Origin of the sequence: Mannheimia haemolytica (assembly GCF_004342115.1) — a bacterium.
Classification (GTDB): Bacteria; Pseudomonadota; Gammaproteobacteria; order Enterobacterales; family Pasteurellaceae; genus Mannheimia; species Mannheimia haemolytica.
This window is the reverse complement of the sequence record NZ_SMAC01000031.1, coordinates 21,267-27,865: the sequence shown is the minus strand read 5'-3', so window position 1 is coordinate 27,865 and position 6,599 is coordinate 21,267. Positions and strand designations below refer to the sequence as shown.

General features: G+C 39.5%; 7 protein-coding genes and 1 pseudogene. 2 read left to right on the top strand and 6 right to left on the bottom strand.

The genetic code is table 11. The features are described from left to right. Positions 1–74: pseudogene (locus EDC41_RS10960) on the top strand (IS1595 family transposase); the annotation flags it as partial. A gap of 108 nt (positions 75–182) precedes the next feature. Here the strand turns inward: EDC41_RS10960 and znuB are convergent. The 6 genes from znuB to EDC41_RS10930 form a co-directional block, all read right to left on the bottom strand. Beyond that, positions 183–968: a zinc ABC transporter permease subunit ZnuB gene (znuB, locus tag EDC41_RS10955; protein ID WP_032844585.1), complete on the bottom strand. Its 786-nt coding sequence runs from the start codon at positions 966–968 to the stop codon at positions 183–185. Positions 969–1,054: 86 nt separating this feature from the next. Continuing rightward, positions 1,055–2,392, bottom strand: a complete 1,338-nt coding sequence (locus tag EDC41_RS10950; protein ID WP_006248958.1) for a replication-associated recombination protein A — start codon at positions 2,390–2,392, stop codon at positions 1,055–1,057. Positions 2,393–2,401: 9 nt separating this feature from the next. Continuing rightward, positions 2,402–2,890 (bottom strand): rod shape-determining protein MreD, encoded by a 489-nt coding sequence (mreD, locus tag EDC41_RS10945; RefSeq protein ID WP_006251998.1) that lies wholly within the window; start codon positions 2,888–2,890, stop codon positions 2,402–2,404. Next, positions 2,890–3,945, bottom strand: a complete 1,056-nt coding sequence (gene mreC, locus EDC41_RS10940; RefSeq protein WP_006248956.1) for a rod shape-determining protein MreC — start codon at positions 3,943–3,945, stop codon at positions 2,890–2,892. Before mreC ends, mreD begins: the two co-directional genes overlap by 1 nt. Before the next feature lie 101 nt (positions 3,946–4,046). Next, positions 4,047–5,099, bottom strand: coding sequence for a rod shape-determining protein (locus EDC41_RS10935; protein ID WP_006248955.1), 1,053 nt, complete (start codon positions 5,097–5,099; stop codon positions 4,047–4,049). A gap of 114 nt (positions 5,100–5,213) precedes the next feature. Beyond that, positions 5,214–5,843: a LysE/ArgO family amino acid transporter gene (locus tag EDC41_RS10930; protein WP_006248954.1), complete on the bottom strand. Its 630-nt coding sequence runs from the start codon at positions 5,841–5,843 to the stop codon at positions 5,214–5,216. Between the two features lie 103 nt (positions 5,844–5,946). Here EDC41_RS10930 and udk point away from each other — a divergent pair, with 103 nt between their 5' ends. Beyond that, positions 5,947–6,594 carry a uridine kinase gene (udk, locus tag EDC41_RS10925; protein ID WP_006248953.1) on the top strand — a complete coding sequence of 216 codons (648 nt, stop codon included), beginning with the start codon at positions 5,947–5,949 and terminating at the stop codon, positions 6,592–6,594. The last annotated feature ends 5 nt before the right edge of the window (positions 6,595–6,599 follow it).

Sequence of the window (6,599 nt, the reverse complement as noted above, 5' to 3'; positions counted from 1 at the left end):
GGCGTTTTAATCACAGTGACTTAAAATCTCAAATATCCTTTTTAAAACAATTGGTTAAGGGTAGTTTAGGTTAGTTATCTAGGACAGCCCCAAAAATAATAGCTACATTTAAACAGATTGATTAGAAAATTCAATGCCCTTTACATAAAAATCTTATGCTTTATTTTCATACATTATTCTGTTTAATGGTATTCTTTTTTAAATAGCGATAATAGGAAAATCAAGCCGGCACAAATGACTACCGATGGTCCTGCCGGAGTATCTTTCCAGCCGGATAGCAATAAACCGCCGGTTACTGCAACAATACTGAATAAAATTGCAATCAGCACCATTTTTTCAGGCGTTTTAGCAAAACGTCTTGCAGTAGCGGAAGGAATAATCAGCAGTGAGGTAATAATTAAAGCACCGACAAATTTCATACTTAATGCGATAGTTAATGCGGTTAAAATCATCAGCAATAAACGTAAGCGAGCCACATTTAATCCTTCAATTTGAGCAAGTTCCGGGCTGATGGTAATCGACAACAACCGCTTCCAAAACAGCATTAAAATCAAACAAATTAGGGTTGCTCCGATTCCGATAAACACCACATCAGAAAAATTAATTGCCAGTAAATCGCCGAATAAGTAAGACATCAAATCCACTCGTACATTATCCAACAAACTAATGGTAATTACCCCGAGAGAAAGGCTAGTATGGGCGATAATCCCCAACACGGTATCCACCGAATAATTGGTTTTTTGCTCCAACCAAACCAGCAATAATGCAAGAAGAATAGTCATTCCAATTACAGCAAGATACGGATCGAGTTCTAAAAAAATCCCTAATGCCACGCCGAGCAATGCAGAGTGCGAAAGTGTGTCGCCGAAATACGCCATTTTTCGCCACACCACAAAAGCCCCTAGAGGTGCGGTAATAAAGGCTAACAAAACACCGGCAAGCCAAGCCGGAAATAAAATATCAAACATATTGGTTCTCAAAGGCAAGTAAAACAAGCGGTTATTTTTTCGGAAAAATTTGCAAATTTTTTGCTGATTTAGACCGCTTGTCATATTTATTTATAACGTTGAATCGGGCTGGCTTGATCCTGTGCTTTCAGCCACGCCATTTTTTCTTTAATCTGTTTTTCCATTCCCCGCTCACTTGGGAAGTAGAATTCGGTATCTTTCAGCTCAGGCGGGAAATAATTCTCCCCGGCGGCATAAGCGTTTGGCTCATTGTGGGCATAGCGATACTCTTCGCCATAGCCTAAAGATTTCATTAATTGAGTGGGAGCATTACGCAAATGCGCCGGCACATCGTAGTCTTTTGCCTCTTTAGCGAGGCGCTTTGCTTCATTAAAAGCTTGATAGACCGCATTGCTCTTTGGGGCAACTGCCAAATAAATGATCGCTTGGGCAATCGCTCTTTCACCTTCATAAGCCCCCACTCGGGTAAAGCAATCCCAAGCCACAATCGCAATTTGCATTGCTCGAGGGTCGGCATTACCAATATCTTCAGAAGCAATCGCAAGCAGCCTTCTTGCCACATAAAGCGGATCACCACCGGCGGTTAAAATTCGGGCATACCAGTATAATGCTCCATCAGCCGATGAGCCTCGAATGGATTTATGTAACGCAGAAATGAGATCATAGTAACGATCACCGCCTTTATCAAAACGAGCTTGTCGTTCGCCTAACACTTCGGTCAGCAAACTTTTATTCAGCACTTTCCCTTTAGCTGAATCTTGTGCCATATCTACCATTAATTCCAAACAGTTCAAGGCAAAACGGGCATCACCATTAACATAATCAGCAAGCAATGCCAGTACATCATCTTCAAGTACCAAAGTTTCATTGCCTAAACCACGTTCGGTATCGGCTATCGCCATTTGCAAAATTTTTAGAATTTCGACCGCTTGTAACGGCTTTAAAATATAAATTCTGGCTCGGGAAAGCAGTGCGTTATTTAGCTCAAAAGAGGGATTTTCGGTAGTCGCACCAATAAAAATAATAGTGCCGTCCTCAATATGCGGTAAAAACGCATCTTGCTGGCTTTTGTTAAAGCGGTGAACTTCATCCACAAAAAGCAACGTTCGTCTGCCGGCTTGGCGGTTTAATTTGGCTTGTTCAATCACCTCTCGGATCTCTTTTACACCGCTGGTCACAGCGGAAATACGTTCAACTTCCGCATCAAGATGATGGGCGATAATTTCAGCTAGGGTCGTTTTTCCGGTGCCGGGCGGTCCCCAAAAAATCATAGAATGACTATGTCCGGCTTCAATCGCTCTGCGTAACGGTTTGCCTTCGCCAATTAAATGAGATTGCCCGACATATTCAGCCAAGTTTCGAGGTCGCATTTTGGCTGCAAGCGGTCGAAAATCTTCACTAAAATCAAAAGACAAACTACTCATTTTAACCTCTTAACGTAACCGCAGTTGGCGACGAATATGACGCATTAATAAGAAAATCCAAGACCAAAGCACACCACTGATTACAGCACCTAACAATTCCTGTGAATTAAATTCGGCACTGTGTAAAATGTATTCAATCACGAAAATAAAGAAACGGATCAGCACAATATATGCCATTACTAATAGGCTTTGTAGCCATAGCGATAAGTTTCGCAGAATCAGATGGTATTTCGCAACAAAATAAATCGCCACCGATAACACTAAGGCGTGGATGCCTAAAATCGAGCCAAGAATCAGATCCCAGACGATGCCGGCAATAAAAGCTGTCCCCACACTCATTTTATCAGGTAATGCCAATGCCCAATAAATTAACACCAAAACGACCCAAGTAGGGCGTAGCCCTTGGAATCCTACCGGCCAAGGCATAATCTCAAGTACAAAAGCAACCACAAAAATCGAAATTATCACAAGGATCTGAAAAATCGGGTTTGTTCTCATTATTCCGCTCCTTCTTCCGTATGATAGTTTTGTTCATTTTCCGCTTCTGGTTGTGCTGCCGGATTCTCATTTATCTCATCATTCTCTATTTGTTCTTCTTTTGCCTCTAGCTGCACTTCAGTTTTCTTGTTAGACATCTGTTTTAAACGTTCAAATGGATTCACGCTATTACGTCTTTCTTCAACAACTTCACGTACTTGCGCTGGCGACAAGCTTTGGGAGTAGTTTTTCTCTTCCGCCGTCGGCCAAAGCAGTAATAAGTAACGTAAGCGATCAAATGAGGCTAACGGACGAGCAACAATTCTGGCAAATTGACTTTTGGTATCATTTTCAACCGTTTCTACAATCGCCACCGGATATCCCTCAGGGAAACGTCCACCTAAGCCTGAAGTCACCAGCACATCACCTTTTACCACATCAATAGAACGAGGCAAGTTATCAATGACCAATTCATTATTCACCCCTGTACCACTGGCAATGCCACGTACATCATTGCGTAGCACTTGAACAGGAATAGCATGAGTAATATCAGAGAGCAATAAAACACGGCTAGATTTTTCCCCTACAGAAATAACTTGTCCAACAACACCTCTTTCATCAATAATAGGTTGCCCGACAAAAGCACCGTCTAAACGCCCTTGATTAATCACTACTTGCTGACGATAAGCATCCATCTCAGCAGCTAATACTTCAGCAATTTTTTTATACTCATCTTGCCGAAGCGGAGAACTCAATAACAATCTTAAACGCTGATTTTCAACCTTTAGCTGATCAAGCAATAATAAATCGGCACTTTTTTCTCTTAGCTGCTCTTTTAATAAATTATTCTCAAGCTGTAATTTATTATTATCAATAAAATTGCCACTTACCCCATCTAAAATTGAACGGGGGGTATTAGCAAAATAATATAATCCACTTACCGCGGTTTCTAATAGATTACGCGCTTGAATCATTAAAGAGCTACGCCCATCGGAAATAATCAGCATAATAGAAAATATCACTGCGATAATCAGGCGCATCCCTAAAGAGGGAGCTTTAGCAAAAATAGGTTTCATTAGAGAAATATATGTGAATTTATTGGGAATCTATAACGAAAATTGACAATAGAATCAATCCATTGCCAACCTCCATTTAAACAGCTGCTAAGAGAAATGTATTAATCATCAATACTAAATACATCACCACCGTGCATATCGATCATTTCTAATGCTTTACCACCACCACGAGCTACACAAGTTAATGGATCTTCTGCTACTACGACTTGCACGCCAGTTGAATCAGAAAGTAAACGATCTAAATTATGTAATAATGCACCACCTCCTGTTAACACCATACCGCGCTCAAAAATGTCTGCTGCCAATTCAGGTGGGCATTGCTCTAAGACTGATTTAACTGCCTCTACAATACCATTTAATGGTTGTTCAATTGCTTCTAATACATGTCTTGAGTTAAGCTCGAAAGTACGAGGAGCGCCTTCAGCTAAATTGTGTCCGTGTACTTCCATTGTTTTAACATCATCATCGGATTCAATCTTAGCACTAGCAATTTCTTGTTTAATTCGCTCTGCCGTTGCTTCACCAATAGCAGAACCAAAATGACGACGTACATAAGCAATAATAGCTTCATCTAACTTATCACCACCAATACGCACAGAAGTTGAATACACAATGCCGTTTAAAGAAAGCACTGCCACTTCGGTTGTACCGCCACCAATGTCAATTACCATTGATCCCATTGCTTCGTGAACCGGCAAACCTGCACCGATTGCAGCCGCCATTGGCTCTTCAATTAAATAGACTTCACGCGCTCCTGCTCCAATTGCAGATTCTTTAATTGCACGGCGTTCCACTTGTGTTGCACCTGCTGGCACGCACACTAATACACGAGGGCTTGGGCGCATAAAGTTATTACTATGTACTTGTTTAATAAAGTGTTGCAACATTTTTTCTGTTACAAAAAAATCCGCAATGACACCATCTTTCATTGGACGAATCGCCATTATGCTTTTTGGTGTACGGCCTAGCATTAATTTTGCATGTGAGCCTACCGCCGCAATACTTTTTAGCGATCCCATACGATCTTGACGTACAGCAACCACTGAGGGTTCATCTAGCACAATACCTTGACCTTTAACATAAACCAGTGTATTTGCTGTCCCGAGATCGATAGAAAGATCGTTTGAAAATAATCCTAAAAATTTTTTAAACATAAAAGAATCCGTTAAAATAAAATTATTCAAAAATAAGCACATTTTATAGTTCGAACATTGCTACTAATATAGCAAAAAAGCCCGTCATTCATCAATGAAAAAATTTAAACTCCACTAGAAAATTTGCAGAGCAAGTTGATAAGTATAAATCAGTAAACTAAAAGCGATAAAGTACATAATTAGCCCGGTAACAGCATCTAAAATTTGCCAAGTTCTTCGCTTTGCAAAATAAGGGGAAAGTAAGCTTGCTCCATAACCTATGCCAAAAAACCAAATAAATGAGCAAAGTAATGCACCTGCTAAAAAGTATATTTTACCGTTAAAATCTAATTTCCCACCGATACTGCCTACAATCACAACCGTATCAATATAAACGTGAGGATTTAAGAATGTAATCGCAAAGGTAATCAGTAAAGCCTTTTTTAAGCTCGTTGCATTCTCTCCACTTGCCACAAGGTATTCACCACTTTTAAATACGCTGATAAATGAACGGCTACCGTAGCTTAATAGAAAAATGGCCCCTAAAAGCGAAATAATGAAACTTACAACAGGCAATTCCGCAATTAACGTGCCTAAGCCTAGCACACCTATCGTCATTAAAAATACATCACCTAAAAAACAGAGCAATGCAATCCAAAATATGTGTTGTTTTAAAATCCCTTGCTTTAATAAAAAGGCATTTTGTGCGCCAATAGAGACAATTAAGCCAAAACACACTATAAATCCTTGAATGAAAATATCCATTTTTTCTCCAAAATCGCATAACAAGCGGTCAATTATACAGAAAATTTTGCAAAACTTCGGTATAATTTATCGAATACTCTTTTGACTGAATAGGAAATTTTTTATGACTGATACTAGCCAGACTTCATCTTGCGTTGTCATTGCGATTGCCGGCGCATCTGCCTCAGGTAAGAGCCTGATTGCCTCAACCATCTATAAAGAACTCAAAAATGAATTGGGAACAGATAATATCGGTATTATTTCCGAAGATGCTTATTATAGAGATCAATCTCATCTAACAATGGAAGAACGGATTAAAACCAATTACGATCACCCTAATTCAATGGATCATCATTTATTGGTTGAACATTTACGCCAATTAAAACAAGGTAATGCGATTGAAATTCCAGAATATGACTATACCGAACATAATCGTAAAACGACCACGAAGCACTTTGAACCAAAGAAAATCATTATTTTAGAAGGTATTTTATTGCTGACAGATGAGAATATTCGCAATGAAATTAATGTTTCTATTTTCGTAGATGCTCCTCTGGACATCTGCTTTATCCGCCGATTACAACGTGATATGGTGGAACGTGGACGTTCGATGGAATCAGTGATTAGTCAATATCGCAAAACCGTTCGCCCAATGTTCTTACAATTTATCGAACCCTCTAAACAATATGCTGATATTATTGTGCCAAAAGGTGGCAAAAACCGTATTGCCATTGATATTCTTAAAGCACAAATTAAGCAATTACTAAAATAAAATAG